General features: G+C 62.3%; 14 protein-coding genes. 5 read left to right on the top strand and 9 right to left on the bottom strand.

Going from position 1 to position 17,484, the window contains the following annotated elements; translation table 11 throughout:
- Positions 1–621 precede the first annotated feature (621 nt).
- Both FHP25_RS08775 and FHP25_RS08770 read right to left on the bottom strand, forming a co-directional pair.
- A complete protein-coding gene (locus FHP25_RS08775) occupies positions 622–2,058 on the bottom strand; it encodes a hypothetical protein (RefSeq protein WP_147846536.1) in 1,437 nt (478 codons plus the stop codon).
- 220 nt (positions 2,059–2,278) lie between these two features.
- On the bottom strand, positions 2,279–3,121 hold the full coding sequence (locus tag FHP25_RS08770; RefSeq protein WP_147846535.1) for a hypothetical protein: 843 nt from the start codon (positions 3,119–3,121) through the stop codon (positions 2,279–2,281).
- A 195-nt stretch (positions 3,122–3,316) separates the two neighbouring features.
- On the opposite strand from FHP25_RS08770, the gene FHP25_RS08765 reads away from it, so the two are divergent.
- On the top strand, positions 3,317–3,841 hold the full coding sequence (locus FHP25_RS08765) for a helix-turn-helix domain-containing protein (protein WP_147846534.1): 525 nt from the start codon (positions 3,317–3,319) through the stop codon (positions 3,839–3,841).
- A 7-nt stretch (positions 3,842–3,848) separates the two neighbouring features.
- Here the strand turns inward: FHP25_RS08765 and FHP25_RS08760 are convergent, their stop codons facing one another.
- The gene (locus tag FHP25_RS08760; protein WP_147846533.1) at positions 3,849–4,376 is read right to left on the bottom strand and encodes a hypothetical protein; all 528 of its coding nucleotides are present in this window, start codon (positions 4,374–4,376) and stop codon (positions 3,849–3,851) included.
- A 1,235-nt stretch (positions 4,377–5,611) separates the two neighbouring features.
- On the opposite strand from FHP25_RS08760, the gene FHP25_RS08755 reads away from it, so the two are divergent.
- The 4 genes from FHP25_RS08755 to FHP25_RS08740 all read left to right on the top strand — a co-directional run bounded on the left by FHP25_RS08755 (position 5,612) and on the right by FHP25_RS08740 (position 12,090).
- Entirely contained in the window at positions 5,612–6,217 is a 606-nt protein-coding gene (locus FHP25_RS08755) for a hypothetical protein (protein ID WP_178133391.1), read from the top strand.
- A gap of 777 nt (positions 6,218–6,994) precedes the next feature.
- On the top strand, positions 6,995–8,068 hold the full coding sequence (locus FHP25_RS08750; RefSeq protein WP_147846531.1) for an AAA family ATPase: 1,074 nt from the start codon (positions 6,995–6,997) through the stop codon (positions 8,066–8,068).
- Positions 8,069–8,120: 52 nt separating this feature from the next.
- Positions 8,121–10,496 (top strand): S8 family serine peptidase, encoded by a 2,376-nt coding sequence (locus FHP25_RS08745; RefSeq protein WP_218578277.1) that lies wholly within the window; start codon positions 8,121–8,123, stop codon positions 10,494–10,496.
- Positions 10,497–10,797: 301 nt separating this feature from the next.
- Positions 10,798–12,090: a tyrosine-type recombinase/integrase gene (locus FHP25_RS08740; protein ID WP_147846529.1), complete on the top strand. Its 1,293-nt coding sequence runs from the start codon at positions 10,798–10,800 to the stop codon at positions 12,088–12,090.
- A 141-nt stretch (positions 12,091–12,231) separates the two neighbouring features.
- On the opposite strand, the gene FHP25_RS08735 is transcribed toward FHP25_RS08740, so the two are convergent.
- The 6 genes from FHP25_RS08735 to FHP25_RS08715 form a co-directional block, all read right to left on the bottom strand.
- Positions 12,232–12,531, bottom strand: coding sequence for a hypothetical protein (locus FHP25_RS08735; protein ID WP_147846528.1), 300 nt, complete (start codon positions 12,529–12,531; stop codon positions 12,232–12,234).
- On the bottom strand, positions 12,521–13,150 hold the full coding sequence (locus tag FHP25_RS08730) for a terminase small subunit (protein WP_178133390.1): 630 nt from the start codon (positions 13,148–13,150) through the stop codon (positions 12,521–12,523). Before FHP25_RS08730 ends, FHP25_RS08735 begins: the two co-directional genes overlap by 11 nt.
- Positions 13,151–13,215: 65 nt before the next feature.
- Positions 13,216–13,338, bottom strand: a complete 123-nt coding sequence (locus tag FHP25_RS42250; RefSeq protein ID WP_269434386.1) for a hypothetical protein — start codon at positions 13,336–13,338, stop codon at positions 13,216–13,218.
- A 520-nt stretch (positions 13,339–13,858) separates the two neighbouring features.
- Complete coding sequence (locus FHP25_RS08725) at positions 13,859–16,438, bottom strand: DUF3987 domain-containing protein (protein ID WP_147846526.1); 2,580 nt, start codon at positions 16,436–16,438, stop codon at positions 13,859–13,861.
- 33 nt (positions 16,439–16,471) lie between these two features.
- Positions 16,472–16,669: a helix-turn-helix transcriptional regulator gene (locus FHP25_RS08720; protein ID WP_147846525.1), complete on the bottom strand. Its 198-nt coding sequence runs from the start codon at positions 16,667–16,669 to the stop codon at positions 16,472–16,474.
- Positions 16,670–16,746: 77 nt separating this feature from the next.
- Entirely contained in the window at positions 16,747–17,445 is a 699-nt protein-coding gene (locus tag FHP25_RS08715) for a hypothetical protein (protein WP_147846524.1), read from the bottom strand.
- Positions 17,446–17,484: the final 39 nt, after the last annotated feature.

Here is a 17,484-nt window from a genome sequence, read left to right as displayed (position 1 = left end):
GCATGTTCCAACTCGTCCGTGCCCGCGCCCGCGGCTATCGCAACGTCGATACCTTCATCGCCATGATCTATCTCGTTGGCGCTCCACTACCCAAACTCGTCAATTCCATTTGAAACGTCGAAGAGCCACTTTATAATGCGTGCCGGCCTTCAGAGCGCGCACGCTTACCCCCATGTCGGTGAGCGGGGTCAGCGACGTAGAGCTTGAGAACGCCAAGGTCGCGCCGGAGAGGAAGGCCCCACCCCGGGGAAGGCCCCACCTTAGGGAAGACCCTTAAACGCCGGGCGCACCATCCGACTATTCCTTCAAGGACCTGCTCCCGGGATAAAAAAAGCCGCGACCAGCCGCCAGCCGCGCGGAGCGCGGGCAAGGCTGAGGCGCGGCCCTTATTTTTATTATTAGTATTTACAAGAGCTTTAGAGCTACCAAGCTATGAAAGCTACCGTGCTATTAAGTTATATCAGCATTCAGTCAGGATAAGTGCCTCTCACAAAAGGGTTTTTCTTCAAGTGATATTCCAGGCGATCTTCCACTTGCTCTTCCGCCGGCCCGTCCATTACCTCTTCCGCATGGTGTTCCAAGTGGCGGCGAGGCGTTCGAGCGGCACGGACTGTGCCGGCGTCATGCTGCCCCCTTAGCCACCCACGACTTGATACGCTTCAGCTTGTCTCCGATGGCCCTATCGCAGATGGTCTGCGCGTCCGGATCGCCCTCCATACGCTCAACCCGACCCGTAATGAGCCGATAGATAGACGCGACGTGGCGAATCGTCGGCTCGGCGACGCTGCTGGAACCACCCGAGATCGACGCCATGGCGATCCCGTATGCCAGCCAGACGTTTCTCCAATCGTCGGCGACCATTTCGTACCTGGGCTGGCGGGAGTGGCGGAGACGGTTCGCGAGTGCGTCGGCATCCTTCTCGATCACGCTGAAGAGCTCACGAGCGTCCCGGCTTCGCAGGGCCGTCAACCCCATCTGCGTCTCGAGCGACAGATTGAGGTGTCCCAGAATGTGCGTCGTCTTGCCTATGGTCTCGACGAGGGTCCAGGCGGACACATAATCGAACTCATCGCCCTTGAACAGATCCTGAAACCGAAGGTCACGTAGTGACGCGGGACGGGCATGGAGGAACAGCCAATGCAGGTCTAGCACGCGCTTGTCGTTGTTCAGGACCTTCTGGCCAGCGGTATGGCCAACCGGCGGCAGCTTGGGGTGCGGGCGCCAGTACGGGGCAACTCGGCCGCGAATGTTCAGCTCAATGTTGATGCTGTTGTACGCACGCCTGAACTGCGGATCGAGGAGATAGGCGTCCCTCAAGCGCATCTTGGATGGCCCGATCTCTCGAGTGACCTTTTCGAGCTGTACCATCATCTTGTCATGGGACAACGTCAGGCGTTCGCCAGGTGCAGGAACGAATGGGATGCCGGCGCGACTTCGTTTTCCGCGTTTGCCTGGTGCAGCCACATCTCCTTCCGTCTCAACCTTGCTCGACCGATGCGTCGACGTGGACACCAAGGGTGCGGCGAGATCGCGTGCCGTGCATGACACGGATGATGTCGTCACAGTGGCAACATCGTCGTCTCTATCAACGGTCTCAAGCCCTTTCTCGATCCTCGAGTCGGACGCCGCAGAGGCAACAGGCTCAGGGTTCTCTGCAGTGCGCGAGGCCGGCGCTACTGGCCCCACTTCCTCACGGGTCGCAGCAGGATCAATCCTCTTGGGCGACAAGTCGGCACCCGTCTTGCCTGACCCACCATCCATTCCACCGATCGGTGCCCACCAGATTTGCCGCAGGTTCTTCATCTGCGCGGGCTCCAGGAGGCCCTCGTAGGGCCTGTACCATTCCGGGAGGTCGGGATCATCGAGGCTGCAAATGAATGCTGCATCGCGGACCAACTGCTCGAAATCGTTGCCCATGGCATTGAGGAAAATCGGGTCCATACTCAACGCGAGGGTGGCGTCCCGGTCGGCCAAGATCAGTGCCTTTTCCGCGTCTGTAAGCTGCCCAGCGCGTCGCACCAGCGCAAAGACTTCCTCAAACTTGCGAACCTCGATCATCGTCCTACTCATACCCGCCCGGCGCGGAGCGCCCGTGCCGCTGGCGCCATTCCCTCATCAGTTCCAGGAGCGAATCGCATCGCGTCACCATCGACAAACGGGTCACCGACGTGCGGCTGGTCCGTTCTAAAGGGCCAGCCAGATAGCGCCGGCGCGGCGATGAGCGGTTCAAACCCCAGAGCCCCGGCGGCTTTATTGCGCGCCGGGGCAGGTGCCTGGCTTAGTGCCGTACGTCGGAGACGATCTGCGCATTCTTCTGGCGACGCCGCGCCCGCTGGAGGCGCCCGAGTTCGACCAGATCCTGCTCATACAATTCACGCGCAAGCCCAAGCACTTTGGGGTTCGCCACGATGCCGGTCAGGCGACCGGCGTCGGAAGCGGTCATCCTCATGCGATTGAGCTGCCGGATGTCGCTTTCGATCCGCGGGACGTCATCGAAGAAAACTTCGACTCCCTTGACCGGAAACGCGCGCTCCAGTGCGGCGGCTACTTCTCCGTCAGCGAGATGCCGGGCGCTCACAATCCCGCGCACCTCACAGGCGTCCTCGCCGGCCAGCCGGACAACCCCCATGGCAAAAGGCTTGTGGGTACCGAAGGAGCTGCGCAAACGTTTCGCGACCAGCTCTCCTGCGGTGCGGTACTTGGACGTCGGCCGATGGGCAGGCGTGACGTCAACCCGCGCCTTGAAAGTCCGGGACGGTCCGTTCAGCGCGACCGCGGCGAACGAATAGAACCATGCCGAAAGCTCATCCGCAGCGTCAAAGCCGGGAGACAGGACAGGCGTGTGGCGATGGCCGTAGAGAGCGTACGCGGCGGAACGGATTTCCACGCGAGCCGAGGCAAATGCAGACTTCTTATCGAAGCGCAACGCCCCCGCACTGGCCCGGCGCCACATGCAAGCGCCGATGGCGTTCAGGGTGGCTTCACCGGGCATCGGGTCGATGCCCCGCCAGGGCAGGTGGGTCGACGCCACCTGGACCTGAGTCTGGCCCCCGGTAACCCCCTTGAACACAAACGACGGTGCGGTCAGCGCCGCCGGCAGCGCCGAGATGTCGGTGGTCATTGTTGATTTTCCCCTTGGAGAACTGCGATGCCCGTGGCGTCGCTTGGTAGATCCTGTATAAGTCAGTCAGCACTGACTGTCAAATGGAACATGAAATCGCATGTTTCTTGCTCACATCACATTTAGAAACAGTCAGCGATGACTGTTGCAACTTTAGGCAGATTGTGCTGTCCCTGCCAGAAACCGGGACCGCCCATGAACAAGCCGCTACACCAGTTTCTCGCCAAACGGATCGACGAGTCCGGCCTCACCCACCGGGAGATCGCTGATGCGATCGGCTACAGCCGGTCGAACATCGTTGCCATGATCAAGATGGGCGAGATGCGGCTGCCGATCAGCAAGATCCCGGCGCTGGCGGATGTTCTTGGCATGGAGCGGGTCGAACTGCTGCGGCTCGCCCTCGCTGAATATCAACCCGAAATGTTGGAAACGATCAATCAGGTCATCCGCGAGGCCGTCAGCGAGAATGAGCGACGGCTGCTGGCGGAGCTCAGGAAGATGATCGGTGGCTCCGTTCCGGCGCTGGCTACCGCGAAGCAGAGGGAGAAGCTCAAGGCCCTCGCCGAGGCGCTGACAGACTCAGGTCAGGCGCCGCCACCAAGTCCACGATACGCGGACACCACGGCGATGCAAGGTCCTGGATTTGGAAGCTGGGGTTCCCCATCGGAAGATGAGGACGACCCGCCCAGCCGACCACGGCCTTCAAAATCAAAAGCCTGAACCACGGTCATGTTTCGGATGAAGCAAGCTCGGCGTATAGGGCGAGCAGACAGGCCCGGTCCTCCTCATAGAGTTCCCGCGCAAGGCTGGCGACCCGAGCGGTAACGCCCACCAGCCGACCGTCAATCTCGCCCTGGGTCGGATCGAATGCCTTGGTGATGTACCCGCTCCACCCGATGAGGTCGGTGAACTGCCCGAGCCTGGCTTGGTATCGGCGGGCTTTGGGATCCGGAAACTCGCCAGCGGCTACGCGCAGCAGTTTCCGGATCTTCGCCTGCTGCCGGAGGGATAGAGACGCAATGCCGATACCGCCATGGAGGTGGGGCTCAATGTCGTTAGGCCCATCAGCCTCCACGACGAAATAGAAAGGCGGTACAGTCCCCAAATTCCGCTGCAGGATCTGCGAAATGTGGCGTTGAAGATAGCGGATATAGCCCCGATCGCTATCGCATGCACGGGCATGGACTTCATGGGAAAGACGCACCGTAAAATGCACGGAGGGTGCCACCATCCGCAGGGCGATCCCGTAATACACGCACCGCAGCCTCCAGGAGGCTCTGGTCCACAGCACCGGCGCAGATATTGCCAGGGGCCTCCTGTGGCGGACTGCTTTCCGTTGCAAGGTGGTCAGCTCAAACTTACTCCTATAGGTAAGACGTACTATATGCGGCATCGGGGACGCACCCATCATCCAGCCGCAGAACTGCAGCATACTTAGAATTTCGTGCTCCTCCGAGGGCGCCTGCTCGACCAGATAATCTGAGGCCGATTTGCATGGCTTCGAGTTCTCTCGCTTCCGCTGTTCAGCGAGCTGGCAACGCTTCTGCGTCAGCAACTCTTCGAGCGGGCTGGGGACGACGACGGATGACATTTCGGTCTCACAGAGATGCGCGGAAACCAATATAGTCAGTCAGTCCTGACTGTACAACCTAAATACGATTGCATGATACGTGCGCAAATATCTGCACCGGATCGGTCGGCGCGGGGAAAAATCGCGGCCCTACCGACCGCCGTCTCGCGAAGCGTTGCGACGTCGTCGCCGGAGAGATCTCCTCGGACGTACCCGCCGAGGGTGACCTCTATGTGTTGTCGCCCGTGCCGCATAACCGGGGAGATGACGCCGCCGCCCTTGCTGTCCTTGGGAATTGCCAGCGCGCGATCGTCCTGCTGGCATCCGTGTTACTGTCGAAGCCGTGCTGCCGGAGCACACTCATGACAACCCGGTCCCGATCCGGATGGATCTGCACATGCTCGCTCTGTTTGGGCGCGCGAACGCACCGCTACCGAGTATGAACGCCTGTTCGCGACGGCCGGCTTTTAGGCGGATCATTCCACGGCCTCTCCTTCCGGCATCGCGATCATCGAAGCGGTGGCAGAATGAGCGTAAGGCAGTGACAGCCTACGCGGTCATGAAAAGCGTGAGGCCGATGTCGCGCTGGCGAACGGCCCGAACCGCTCGGCTCCGGACCGTGTATGAGCAGCCTTCCGCGCTCACGCCTCCCAGAATGTTGCGAAGTGGCGGCCATCGCACGGGTTGCCCGACGTAGTCGGGCCGCTCGTACACCAAAACGCGCGCGCCGCTCACCGCCGGATCCGATGCGGGGTAGATGTCGTCACACCGATAGCCCGTCAGGCCGCGCAGCTCCTGCTGCCGAGCCTGCAACCACACCGCTTCGGACCATGTTCAAGCACCAATCCGCAGCGCCCTCGCTCAAGATGGAGGGACACGCAGCAGCGGCCGTCGAAAGGGCGACGGTTCAAGGGGGAGCCATGACGAGCGCGATCATCGCAAAGGTTGGGCGAATGGAGGCCAAGGACCTAAAGACCCTTGAGGACAACGTCCGGCGAATTTTAGAAAAGGGTTCCCAGGTCAAGAAGGCTGAGGCGTCCGCTGTGCTGGCGGCTATCAACGAAGAGTGGAAGCGTCGCGAGAGAGAGGAGCATGACCAGCGTCAGGCAGCAAAGGACGCCGTCCGGGACAAGGTCAAAGACCTCGGCCTGTTCGATCGCGTAGTCCAGGCCTTTGAGAAGGAGTGCCCCAGTGTCGCAGAAGCCAAAGTGCTGAAGACGATCGCCGGGAACCCGGACCTCGACTTCCACACACTCGCCGTCAAAGTCGGCTATCGGGACGGCGCGGTAATCAACCGCGTAGTTGGCGGCATGTGCAAGTTGCGGGAAGCTTTTCTCGGCAAGGCCCCACCGTCGCAGGATCGCCCCGGCGAGCCGTTCTACTCAGGTCTCATCATCGACATGACGCCCCATAAGCGGCCGGACGGCACCACATGGCACGGCTGGTCGCTAAAGGTGGAGGCTGAGGCGGCCCTGCGGCACCTCAAGATCATCGGAGGCCGTGGCGCATCTACTGGCAGCGCATGACCTCAGCATGGTTTCCTGCAAGAAGGCCACCCTACGTAAGCTGCCCCATCTCCGCCTCCGCCTGCTCCAGCCAGTACGTCATGTCCATCTCGCGGTACATCGTCACGGCGGTGATGAGGTGCTCCTGCGTCCCTTGCTGCCTATCAGTCAGCCTATAGACCTTGCCGAGGCAGTGGTGGCAGTGGGGCGATCAGCGGTCGCATGCCGCGTGGCTCGGCGAGGGCAAGGGCTTGGCGGTAGTGGGTTTCGGCGGTCTCGGCGTTGAAGCGGTCGGGATGGGTCGTCGGCGAGTAGACGCCGACCCGTAGTCACCCGACGGCTGGGGGGGTCGCCTTGGTTCCGCGCCGCGCTAAGCGTGGACGCCCACAATGGTCTACCAAACGGGAACGAGGCCAGATCCGGGACGTGCTGCGCGAGACCACCAATAACATCGGACCTTTAAGACCGACGAGCAGCACCGGAAGTTGGTGGAATTCGCGAGGGTGCTGAGCCCTGGGCTGCCCAATCGAGGTCGCGCTACCGATTAAACCATGGCCGAGAACCACCTCAGGTCTTACCATGGGCTGATGGCAGCTACGTGTGGCTTGTCTGAGATGGTGAGAGATGACAGACCCGCGACGCCCCATCAGCAGGCTGATTCACCTGGGAGGCGTGCGTTTCAAGCGCGAAGATGGGGACCCATGACTACTTCCTGTGCGTTACGCTGAAACCGAGCGACAAACCGGACGGCCGCAGTTAAGATTCTTGATGCGACGTGACCGATCGCTAGTGGAATGAATGGCTCGAAGTGACCTCCTTGTCTCTCTTGTACGCGCCGCAGCCGCTGGCGATCGCGAGACATTGAGGTCGACCGCCGAGGCGCTGGCGGCGGATGAGCGCGCCAAGAACCACCACATTCTCGCCGATCGGCTCCAGCGAGCCCTTTCGGCGGTTCCGATCACCCCGCCTTCGCTGACCACGTCGGTATCGAGCGTCGGTGGGTCTGGTCGAGAGGCAATAATCGAGGTTGAGCCCCGAAGGCGGCTGGACGACCTCGTTCTACCTTTCCCGGTCCGCGAAAACGGGCGGCAACTCGTCGAAGAGCACGTCCGGGCGGACGTGCTCCGTGTGCACGGCTTCGAGCCGCGCCACCGGGTTCTCCTTTCGGGACCACCCGGGAACGGCAAGACCTCCTTTGCCGAGGCTATCGCAGAAGCACTCTCGCTCCCGCTGTTTGTCGTCCGCTATGACGCGCTGATCGGTAGCTATCTCGGGGAGACGAACGCCCGACTTCGCAAACTCTTCGACTTTATCCGAACACAGCCGAGCGTCCTCTTGTTCGATGAGTTCGACGCCATCGGCAAGGAGCGAGGCGACACACACGAGACTGGCGAGATCAAGCGCGTCGTTTCCTTCCTCCTGATGCAGCTCGACCAACTTCCGAGCTATGTTCTTGCCATTGCCGCCACCAACCATGCCGAGCTCCTGGACCGCGCCGTGTGGAGGCGGTTCCAGATCCGGCTCGCCTTCCCCGCTCCGGACCGGACGCATGTCGAGGTCTTACTGGACCGTATCGCGTCAAGCTGGCCCGACCGGCCGAGCCTGTCAGTCCAGAAGATCGCCGCCAAACTCGGGGCAATCAGCTACGCGGAGGCGGTCGATTTCTGTCAGAACGTGCGGCGACGACAAATTCTAGGCTTGGGAGAGGTTGGAATCGATGGTGCAATCAAAGTCGAGTTGGACCTCTGGTCGTCGCGGGTTCGACCTGGGGCGTTGAATGGCGAGCGACCCAGGCAAACCCCTGCTGAGGCTGACGCCCGAGCCACAGCAAGATCGACCCATCGGAAGACAGCGGTCGATTCCAAGACCTGACGCTTTCCCGCGGGGCCGGCAGACCGCCATCTTCTCTCCGAAGTTCGACCGTTTGGCTGAAGTTCTCGCGCGCGATCCCACAGGTCTTGAGCTGCGCGCCGATCCCGCCGCTCTCGCACCGGAACGGCTGCTCGTTTTCGAGGTGCGGGGCGCTATCGGGCCGTTTGCTGCCGCTGTCCGGAACGTGCCGGGTCTTGAATTGATCGACGAGGAGGAGTTGGTCGGCGACGACGAAGACAAGGCGCCAGTTGCCTACCTCATGGTGCCTGACGTTCGCGCGCTCCGCGAACTTGAGTCCCTGTGGCGGCGTTGGCAAGCGGGGCGGCTCGTGTTCGGCGAGACACCATGGCGCGACGTGTTCGCCTTGCTGCGGAACCTCCGACCCTGGGGTCCCGTCGATCGGGTCCAACCCGGAGAAATCAACATCCTCGCCGAAGAGGTCTTCGAGCGTGACGACGACGATGGTGTCAAGCTGGAGATTGAACTCGTTTATCGTGCGAATCCTGTGACCGGGGTGGTCCAAGAGAACGAGGTTCGTGCCGCCGTCGTAGCTCATGGCGGCCGAGTGATCTCGCGCGCTCGCATTGACGACATCTCGTATCACGCGATGCTGGTGGAACTCCCGGTGCGCGCGGTGCGCGCGATCATTGAACGGTCGACCGATGGCATCGTCGGCCTCGAGCCCGTCATGCACATCCGACCGCAAAGCATCGCCAGCACGATCGAGGTCGCAGACGCGGAGGATCCCGATGGCGCTCGCCCTGCCGGCGCGCTTGGTACGCCAATCCTCGCACTCCTCGACGGCGTGCCAATTGCGGCGCACGCGCTCCTTGCCGCTCATCTCGTTGTTGACGACCTGTTCGGGCTGGAGGCGGCCGCGCCCGTCGCTGACCGGGTTCATGGGACCGCCATGGCGTCGCTGATTATACACGGTGACCGAAACAGCCCCGAGCCGCCGCTACCCCGCCGCATCCACGTCGTGCCGGTGATGGGCGCCGGCGACGCCTTCCCCGATGACCGGCTAATCGTCGACCTGATTTACACCGCCGTCGTTGCTATGCGCGACGGACCCCAGGCCACCTCGCCGGGCGTACTCATCGTCAACGTCTCGCTGGGGAATCCTCGCCGGCCCTTTCACGGGCAGTTGTCGCCGTGGGCGAGACTGCTCGATCGGCTGGCGTATCGGTTCGGCCTGCTCTTCATCGTGAGCGCCGGCAATTGCCTCCAGCCGTTCGGTATCCCGGCCTACGCCAACAGCACCACTTTTGAGGACGCAGCCGCCGACGATAGAGCGGCCGAGACGTTACGGGCATTAGGTGACATCGTCGCCGACCGACGCCTCTTCTCGCCAGCCGAAACGGTGAACGGCCTGACGATCGGCGCCTGCAACGAGGACCGTGTAAGCGCGGCCGAACGCGCGACGGCGCGGGTGAACGTCGATCCATATGGCGAAGTACGTATGGCCAATCCCTCGAGCGCAATCGGGCCGGGATTCGCGTTGAGCGTGAAACCCGACATCTTAATGCCGGGCGGTCGCGAGCACTTGCGCTTTGTCCGCAATCACTTCCACATCGAGGTCATGCCGGCACGTGCAACCCGATCTGCGGGGCTGAAGGTCGCCGCACCGCCCCAAGGTGGCCGCGAGGACGTCGACGGCTTCACCAATGGCAGCAGCGCGGCCGCCGCGCTGGCGTCGCGTACGGCGCATCGCATCCATGACGCCCTCGAGGCGGCCTATGGTGGCACATTTCTCGGCCTCTCTCACGTCCAGAAGGCCGTGTTGCTCAAGGCACTGATCGCACATCCGGCGAGGTGGCCAGAGGAAGCGGCCGCACTGATCCGAGCTACCATCGGTCCGCCCGAGGGAAAGTACCACCTGCGCCAGAGGGACAACATCCGACGTTTTCTCGGTTTCGGTTGCGTGGAAGCCGACGATGCCGTTGCCTGTGCCGGCGACCGGGCGACCTTCTGGGCGGCCGGCACGCTTGAGCGGGACAAGGTCGCTATTGTCAACGTGCCAGTGCCGATTGCCATGGGCGGTCAGGCGCGCCCGCATGCTCTGTTTGCCACACTCGCCTGGTTCACGCCGACCTCGCCGGGACGGAAGAGCTATCGGTCCGTACGATTGAAGCTGCTCGAGCCAAGGGAGAAGGAGGCTCTCCGCATCAGGGCACATTCCAATCAGCCAGACGGAAATCAGACGAACCGTGGCACCGTGTTCACACGCTGCTGGAGCGGCAACCAAGCCCCGGTGGTGAGCGCCGGGATGGTCATTCCTCTTGCGGTGCAGCGAGATCCTGACCAAGGCGTCCCAGTCGACGAGCCCGTTCCGTTCGGCTTAGCAGTCACGCTCACCATGCCGGGCGTGGTCGAGATTTATGAGCAGGTGCGCCAGCGGTTGGCGGTCGGACAACGGGCGCAAGTTTGACCGAGGCAAGAAACAGTGGGCGTAACGTTGCGATAAGTCACGATTGTACCGTCAATTGGAGTCCATCGAGACGTTCACAATCATGTAACACTTGGGTCTACGAACCCAGCGCTACATCATTGAAAAAATTAGCTATTGCTAAATGGCGGAGAGGGTGTCCGCCGCAGTAATGTCCGAAGACTTCCTAGGACATCCATTGTTCCTGTATTTTCCGAGTCTCTTCCATTCTTTGTGTCTTACGACCTCCGACTTGATCCCGTACAATCCAGCTACCTTGGATGGGTAAGTGGATGGGCTCGCAATGGCACGGAAAATCAATCGGCTGGCCGCCTTGGATGTGCAGCGACCAAAATCTGCCGGCTTCTACTCAGATGGTAATGGATTGTACCTTCAAGTCACCGTCGCCGGCACTGGATCCTGGGTCTTTCGGTACCGACACGGCGGTCGGCGCCGGGATATGGGCCTGGGTGCGCTGAAGGACGTTTCACTGGCCGAGGCACGCAGGAAAGCCAGCAATGCGCGGCAAGCGCTTGTTGCTGGCATCGACCCCATCGAGGCAAAGCGTATTCAGCTATCAGCCGCCGCTGTCCAGGCTGCTCAGGCCATCAGCTTCCGGGAGTGCGCCACCCGCTACATTGATGCTCACGCGCCGAGCTGGCGGAACGCCAAGCATGCAGCGCAGTGGTCCTCGACCCTCGCGACGTACGCCTACCCACAATTCGGCAGCCGGGCTGTCTCCGCCATAGAGACAAGCGACGTCATGTCGGCCCTCGAGCCCATCTGGACCCGGAAGCCGGAGACCGCCAGTCGCGTCCGTGGTCGCATCGAGTCTGTTCTGGACTACGCGAAGGCGCGCGGCTGGCGCAGTAGCGAGAACCCGGCCCGCTGGCGCGGCCACCTGCAGAACTTGCTGCCACGGCGGTCCAAAATCGCGCGCGTGCAACATCACCCTGCCCTACCGTGGACGCGGATGGCGGAGTTCATGGCTGCGCTGAGGAACCAGAGCGGCATCGCAGCGCGGGCACTGGAGTTCACGATACTGACGGCGAAACGGACAACTGAAACGATTGCTTCCCGCTGGCCGGAGTTCGACCTGGATGCGGCAGCCTGGGACATCCCCGCGGAGCGAATGAAAGCTGACCGGCCGCACCGGGTACCGCTGAGTCCGGCCGCCGTCGCCATCCTCCGTGAGGTGCTCCCGCTTCGAGCCAAGGAACACGGCGATTGGGTATTCCCCGGCGGAAAGCTGGGCAAGGGCCTGTCCGACAACGCCATGGCCGCCGTGATCGACCGCATGAACGCCGAGAGGAAGGAACGAGCAGACCAGCAATGGATTGACCCGAAGCGGAACGGCCGCCCCGTGGTGCCGCATGGTTTCCGATCGTCATTCAGAGACTGGTGTGCAGAGGCGACCAACCATCCGCGCGAACTCGCCGAGGCGGCTCTGGCCCATGTCGTCAAGGATCAAACCGAAGCGGCCTACCAGCGTGGCGACCTTTTCCAGAAGCGAGCCCAGCTCATGAGCGAGTGGGCAGATCACTGCAACCAGGTCGCCGAGGTCGTCGACATCGCGGCAGTGCGAGCCGCGGCATGAGGAATTCAACGGCGCAGCAACGGGTTGGCAAAGAGTCGCGATCGCGAGGCACAGCCTAGCTTCAGATCACCACGCCCGTTTGTTCCTCCCGGTCGATCCCCTGCACCGTCCGTCACTGCCGCCAGACACCCGCAGCCGCGATCAACGTCCCGGCACCGTCGAAAGGCGCGTCAAACGATGTGGAGGGCGGTACGAAGCCCATGCGCTTCCGGCGAGCTTGACGTAGTACGTATCCTCGTTGTCGCCCATGAACGTGTAGATGTACCTAACAGCCGGATCGAGACGCACAAAGAAGTCAATGACGCCATCCGCGTTGCAATAGGTGTCGTCCGCCATGAAGACATAGCCGGCCATCTTCGTTACATCGTAGCGGATTTCGAGAACGTCGCACTGGAACTCTTCGTCCAGCCTGCTTGCATGGTGTCGTGTGTCAGGGTGCATGCGAATCGCTCCCGCTGCTTTCTTCCGGGTGTTCCTCGCCGATCGTCGTCAGGAGAGACTCCGCCTGCCCGCCCTCAATGACCTTGCAGCGATCGCGCCACAGCGCCTCCAGCTCCTGCAGGCTCATCTCCCGCAGGTCGCGTCCATCGATCTCTTCGTCCTTCTGCTCCTTCACCGGCGCCAGGCCAGCCCGGTCGAGAACCGCGGTGATCAGCGACGCGCGCGCCCCGGCAGGCGTCTCGGGATCCTCCAGCATCAGCTTCGCCTGCGCGAGCGCCAGCGACGCCAATCCTGTCAGCAGTCGACGTTGTTCCTTGCGGATCAAGACCTGCACGTTGGGTTTTTCGAGCAATTGGTAAGCATATCTGCCGGCCATCCTCTCCGAATAACCCGCCCGTCGGGCAGCCTCGGTGCCACGGCCGCCGTTGCGGGCGTACTCAACCGCAAAAATCTCCTGTTGGCCGGTTCGGTGGCTAGGTCCCGGGGCCCATCGACCTGTCTTCGGGTCCTTGACGTAGTGGCTGCCGTTCTTGCGCGGGCCGGTCAGGAGAGCGACCGGCTCGGGTGAGTCTGCCGGCATGTCCGCTGAGAGCTCCGGCCGCTCTATACGCTTGGGCATGCTGGCCTCCATGCAACGGCATAGGTTACCACAACTGGTACTCGGGCTGTTGCGGTGCTCATCGCTCAACGGCCGCCGTAGACGATCTGCCATGCCGCCGCCTCGGCATCCTTGCGACTGAGTCCGCCGTCGAACTCCATGATAGCGGCGCGTTCCTCGAATTCGCCCCGCAGGGTGTCTGCATCCACGAAATGGCCCCTCTGGAGACTGCGAAAACTGCGGAAACCGGAGGGATCGACTCCGGAAAGGTCGCTGGGGGGACTGCGAAAGCTGCGGAAACTGCCGCATGAGGGGTTTCCGCAGTTTTCACAGTACCTAACCCGGCCTTTTCGGCTGGCTGATCTGGCACGCCAGAAGGCGTGCCGCTGTACTGATGGCGGGCGAGCGACCGCGTCGCTGCAGGCGAGAAGTCGTATCGGAGCCCCTTCACGATGACCTTGCCGCGGGCGTTGGCCTGCCTGGCAGGGCGGATAGGTGCTGCCGGAACTGCCGGCATGGAGGTTTCCGCGGTTTTCACAGTCCTCGGGCAGGTCCTTTCCGGAAGTTCGCGTTGCGCCTGGCCAATCGAGGGTGGGCGCGTGCGCGCCGAATCAGGCCCGGTACCCACTGCGAAAACTGCGGAAACTGATGCACGAGAGGTTTCCGCAGTTTTCGCAGTACCCTCCCTCGCCACTTCAGCCAACTCGCGCAGCGCCCAGTCGAACAAGCTCATGACCTGCCCTTTTTGTCCTCACGGCGGATGGCGGGGTTGATCCTGTAGCGGACCGTGGGCCTTCCCCCGTCCGGACCGGGCGCAGTGGCCTTCGCCCTCAGCCAATGCGCGCCCTCCAGGTAGTTGAGCGCCGCCTGAGCCTCGGAGTCGGCCTTCAAGCCCCGCCACCCTTGATGGCGAACGTCGTATGCGGTGAAGCCGTCGGCGAGCTTCCCCTGCTCCAGCCTCTTCGCCAGCGTCTGCGCCGCCCGCTGGCCCCTGTCCAGAACGAGGCCGTAGCAACGCCTGGCGTGATCTTCAAGAAACTCGCACCACGCCACAGCACGCACGACATCTTCTCTCTCGATCAGCTCTGCTTCAGCACCGGCAGCCTTCCGGACCAGGAAGAAACTGAGCGCCAGTGACGCGCACAGCTTGGTGTACTTGGCCAGATGCTGCTGGATCAGCGGCTCTTCTTCATTGTCTATCCGGCTGTACAGCACCTCGAACCAGCCGATGAATACCTTCTGGCCCCCCTCGTCGAAACAGAAGAAGGGGAAGCGATGCAAATCGCCTGCAGGCTTCGCTCCCCATGCGAGCGGCTCGAACGTCGCCAGCTTCTCGAAGACCGCGAAGGCCGCATCGCGCTTTGCCTTGTCCGGCGGAAGGTCGCGCCATTTGCCGCGATCCGGCACCGGGTCGGGATAGACCAGCATCTGAAACCGCTGAAGCAGGCCGTCGTTTTCAAGCGCGTCGACCGTCCGCGAGAGGTACATCGTGAGCTTGTCAGGCTGGATGCCACCAAAGATGCTCAGGCACAGGTTCGGGATCGAGATATGTCCGCGACCGATCCGATCGACGTCGTAGCTCTGGTTGCCGTTCCAGGATTCGTTCCAGAAGGGACGGTCTGCTTCGTGGCCTGAGCGGTCCATGCTCGCGAACCAGCCTGTCAGTTCATCCCGCTTGACCAGCAAACCGGCCTGGTCCTGCTGCAGCTCACCCGCCTTCTCGATGGTGGTATCGTCGGTCTTGTAGCGATGCAAAGGTGGCCGCCTGGGCGCATGCTTGTATAGCGCCTCGAGCGCTCTCTTGCAGGCGTCCATGTCTTCGCTATCCGACTTGCCTGCCGCAGCCTTTTTGATGCGAGCCTTCATGTCCTCAATCTTTGCGTCGTGAATGTCTTTGTCGGCCCTATATTTCAGCAGGGCATCCTCATGCATCTGTCTCTCCGCCTCCATTAGTGGGTTCAGCGGGGCAAAGGCGGTACTCATGGCCGGCGATTTTTTGGACGCCGGATCACCCACGATCGCGCCCCAGATGTTCGGAACGATTTGCCAGGAGTCATTTTGCTTGGGATTGACCGCGCAACGCGCCCCCACGATCGAACCCAACGCCACCAGAACCGCTGCTGCGATGAAGTCGGGCGGACACGCCATTCGCTTCGCTTCGTCCACGACCCACCCGTCCAGCGGTTCCGGCAGCATGCGGGGATCGAAGGGCTTGACGGACCTGAGTTCAGCCTCAATCGGAACGGGCGGCGGCCAGTCCGGATCGGCCTCCGAGGCCGGCGTTCTGTCGCCTACGGCATCGGGACCTGCCTGTGGGAAGTCCACTCCTTCTGTCGCGAGGTCACTAAGCGTCGGCTCCCCCGAAATCGCCTCGCGGCATCGTTCAATGAGCTGCTGCCGCTCATCGGGCGCGGCATCGGCGCAATCCCAGCCGTCCGCCTTGCCGACAGGCACGACAACATCGCGGATTGAGGCGGCGCCTACCTCAAGGAGCTTCGCCCGCGTTGCCTCCTTCCAGGTCTCGCCGGCGCGATCATTATCGGCCCAACGCAGCACATGTCTTCCAGCCAGCGGCGTCCAATCGGTGTAGCCAACCATGTTAGCGCCGCCGATATTAGTCACAGGCACTAGGTCGGGGTTGTCCAGCTCGGCGAGCGCGTCGCAGCATTTCTCACCCTCGACCAGAACGATCAGAGCGTTGGATCCAGGTTCAAGGATCGTCGGGAGATTGTACAAAGGGCGCGGCGCCGGTGGCGCCTTCATCCGGCCATCTGGCAGGAACGGGCGGATCACCTTGTCGCGCATTCCCTCCGGATCGTCCCACCGGTGGACCACGCAAGCCAGGTTGCCGGCCGCGTCGAAGTATTTCCACTGCCGTGTTGCCGGTCGGCCCGTCCACCAGTCCTCTATCGGGTGTGATGGCAGCATCGGCGGTACGTCGTTGACCTGGCGGACCTGATTGTTGCTGCGCTGCCGGGGCGTCTCCAGCCCCAGCCACTTTTCGGCTTCCGCCTTGGCTTCACCCTGGGGGATACGGCTGACAGCTGCCCACAGCGAGATCAGGTCAGCACCACCGGGCCAGTCGGCGAAGTCCTTCCACACGCCCGTGTGCAGGTTGACTGACAGGCTGTGTCCCGGCTCGCCATCGATGCTGCCGACGGTCCATTCGTGCCCCGCGCGCCGGCCCCTCGGCAGCAGGTAGCGGCAAACGGCCTCGGCTTGGCCCAGCAAGGCAGCAGCTGTGCGCTTGAACGTCTCGCGCTTGGAGCGTATGCCCGCGGCAGGAGGAGGGGTTCCAAAATTCGGCATGACACACCCCGCCAGCTCGCTCGAACTCGCCGCTCAAGCTTTTCTCTGGCGACGCGCTTTCATGCGCTGCTCAAGCCAGTCCTCGATCTCTTCGTCTATCCACCCCACGGCCCGCGTGCCGAGAGTGACGGGCTTCGGAAACTTGCCCGAGGCGACGGCCGCATAGATCGTGCTCCGGGAAAGGCCGGTGCGATGTTTCACCTTTGGAAGTCTCAGGATGGCGTGCGTCACGTTCGTAGCTCCGCGTATGTCGCTGGACGTGACGCCATTCAGACACGAGATAGGGGGCTATCGCGCAAGCTATCCAGTTAAGTCTCTGACCAGCCTCGTTTTTTTGCCCGCTGAACGCGCTGTCCGACGCGCGAGGGGCTTATTCCTTCCTCGGCGGCCACAGCCTTCCGAAAATCCCTGCGATGCGGCTTGAGCTCGTTCATCCTTGCTATAATCCGCTGATCCGTCTCCTGGGCCGATTGGTCACGGCCAACGCCGGAGCGCGGGTGATCAACGAAATCAATCAATTTGCCGGCTGCAATCCTGAACCCTGTGCCTCGGAGGGTCAGAACTTCAGCAACCGCCACCGAATGACCTGCGATTTCGAGTTTCAGCTCGCCATCCGCAATCAACACCAAATCTCGTGACCGCTTTGGGCCCCGAAAGACACCGACCTCCCAGTGCTTCGCTGGAGATCCTACGCCTCCCCGCCGTCGCAGACGAAGCAGCCTCGCCAGCATCGCCGCAACTGCTTCACCGCTGGCTTGCCAGCGTGTCAGCACATCCGGCTCTATCGCAACTCGATTGATGTCGGAGCGCTTGTCGCAAACGACGAAGGCATTAGGGGCCGTACCCATTTCCGGCATGACATGGACTGGCATGGTGCATTGCCGCTCGCAACCGGGACAGACGACGCTTCGAGCCGGTGCCGCTGCAGCCAAAAGCCCGGCCGACTTCATGGCCCTTACCGCCACAGCAGGCCAGGTGCGGAGTTCACGCTCATCGACGAAGACCACGCCAGCGTGTACCGCCCCGATGCGGTCTAGCAGTTCGAC

This window comes from Vineibacter terrae, from assembly GCF_008039615.1.
GTDB lineage: Bacteria > Pseudomonadota > Alphaproteobacteria > Reyranellales > Reyranellaceae > Vineibacter > Vineibacter terrae.
The sequence above is the reverse complement of the archived record's forward strand: the minus strand, read 5'-3'. Positions and strand labels throughout refer to the sequence as shown.